Below are 2016 nucleotides of genomic sequence, written 5' to 3'. Positions count from 1 at the left end.
GCTCGGCACCGTGCACGGCCGCGATCCAGCGGTCCATGCGGCGGAGCCGGTTGGGGTTGGTCGTCCCGCGCGTCACCGTTCCCACGACGGGGGTCCCCCCGCTCGGGCGAAGCCGGGAGTGGGGGAGGGGCGCTGCGCGGGATGCCATGGATACGAGGGTAGGGGCGCTCCGGGCTCCGGCCGCACGGACGTCACGCACACCACACACGCGTGCGTCACGCCCTTGAAATCGAACGATTGAGCGAGTTCTGGTAAGGATTCGGCAAAGGTCCCCGCGGCGGAAATGGAGCCGTCCCCTCCGGCGTTACCTCCCGAAGGGCGCTCGGCGCGCTCCGTCCGGCATGCCCGCAGCGAGGAGGAACGCCACGTGAGCCAGTACATCAGCAGGCTCGGGCGTCGTTCCCCGGCGACCGCCTCCCGGCTGAGGCTGTACCGCCGGCCCCGCCGCGTGGCCATGCTCTCCGTGCACACCTCACCGCTGCACCAGCCCGGCACGGGCGACGCCGGCGGCATGAACGTCTACATCGTGGAGCTCGCCCAGCGCCTGGCCGCCCAGGGCGTCGAGGTGGAGATCTTCACCCGGGCCACCGCGGGGGGCCTGCCGCCCGCCGTCGAGCTCGCCCCCGGCGTCCTCGTCCGGCACGTCGACGCCGGCCCCTACGAGGGCCTGGCCAAGGAGGACCTGCCCGCCCAGCTGTGCGCCTTCACGCACGGCGTGATGCAGGCCTGGGCCGGCCACCGCCCCGGCCACTACGACCTCGTCCACTCCCACTACTGGCTCTCCGGCCACGTCGGCTGGCTCGCCGCCCAGCGCTGGGGCGTCCCCCTGGTGCACGCCATGCACACCATGGCCAAGGTCAAGAACGCCAACCTGGCCGACGGCGACACCCCCGAGCCCGCCGCCCGCGTCATCGGCGAGACCCAGATCGTCGACGCCGCCGACCGGCTGATCGCCAACACCGACGAAGAGGCCGACGAGCTCGTACGGCACTACAGCGCCGACCCCGCCAAGGTCGCCGTCGTGCACCCCGGCGTGAACCTCACCCGCTTCCGCCCCGGCGACGGCCGCGCCGCCGCCCGCGCCCGCCTCGGCCTGCCGCAGGACGCCCTGATCCCGCTCTTCGCGGGCCGCATCCAGCCGCTGAAGGCCCCCGACGTGCTGCTCAGGGCCATAGGGGTCCTGCTGGAGGAGCGGCCCGAGCTGCGCTCCCGCATCCTCGTGCCCGTCGTCGGCGGCCCGAGCGGCAGCGGCCTCGCCAAGCCGGAGGGCCTGCAGAAGCTCGCGGCCCGGCTCGGCATCGCCGACGTCGTACGGTTCCAGCCGCCCGTCAGGCAGGACGAGCTCGCCGACTGGTTCCGGGCCGCGTCCGTGCTGGTCATGCCCTCCCACAGCGAGTCCTTCGGCCTGGTCGCGATAGAGGCGCAGGCGGCCGGCACCCCGGTGCTCGCCGCCGCGGTCGGCGGACTGCCGGTCGCCGTGCGCGACGGCGAGACCGGATTCCTGGTCCAGGGCCACGACCCGGCCGCCTACGCGCGCGTGCTGCACGCCTTCGCCGACGAACCGCGCCTCGCCGACCGGATGGGCGCCGCCGCCGCCCGGCACGCACGCTCCTTCGGCTGGGACGCCTCGGCGGCGGCCACCGCTGACGTGTACACGGCCGCGCTGCAGTCCCACCGGCGTCGCGTACGCTCCCCCCATGGGCAACGCCACGGGTGACGCAGAGCAGCAGCGTGCGACGCAGGTCATCGAGGACGTCCTGAAGGACGCCGAACTGGAGTGGGAGAGCCCCCGGTCCGGCACCTACGTGGTGAAGCTCCCCGGCACCCGCAAACTCTCCACCACCCTGCAGATGATCGTCGGCCGCCACTCCCTCTCCCTCAACGCCTTCGTCATCCGCCACCCCGACGAGAACGAGTCCGGCGTCCACCGCTGGCTGCTGGAGCGCAACCTCAAGCTGTACGGCGTGAGTTACGCCGTCGACCAGCTCGGCGACGTCTACGTCACCGGCCGGCTGC

The 2016-nt window shown here is 73.5% G+C and carries 1 protein-coding gene and 2 pseudogenes; 2 read left to right on the top strand and 1 reads right to left on the bottom strand.

The window, feature by feature from the left end; all coding sequences use genetic code 11:
• Positions 1-85: pseudogene (locus RH94_RS46800) on the bottom strand (class I SAM-dependent methyltransferase); the annotation flags it as partial.
• A 282-nt stretch (positions 86-367) separates the two neighbouring features.
• Here RH94_RS46800 and mshA point away from each other — a divergent pair.
• On the top strand, positions 368-1717 hold the full coding sequence (gene mshA, locus RH94_RS27530; RefSeq protein WP_073950929.1) for a D-inositol-3-phosphate glycosyltransferase: 1350 nt from the start codon (positions 368-370) through the stop codon (positions 1715-1717).
• Positions 1698-2016, top strand: a pseudogene (locus RH94_RS44805) (YbjN domain-containing protein); the annotation flags it as partial. The gene mshA and the pseudogene RH94_RS44805, both read left to right, overlap by 20 nt.

Origin of the sequence: Streptomyces kebangsaanensis (assembly GCF_001906585.1) — a bacterium.
GTDB classification, from domain to species: Bacteria; Actinomycetota; Actinomycetes; order Streptomycetales; family Streptomycetaceae; genus Streptomyces; species Streptomyces kebangsaanensis.
The sequence above is the reverse complement of the archived record's forward strand: the minus strand, read 5'-3'. Positions and strand labels throughout refer to the sequence as shown.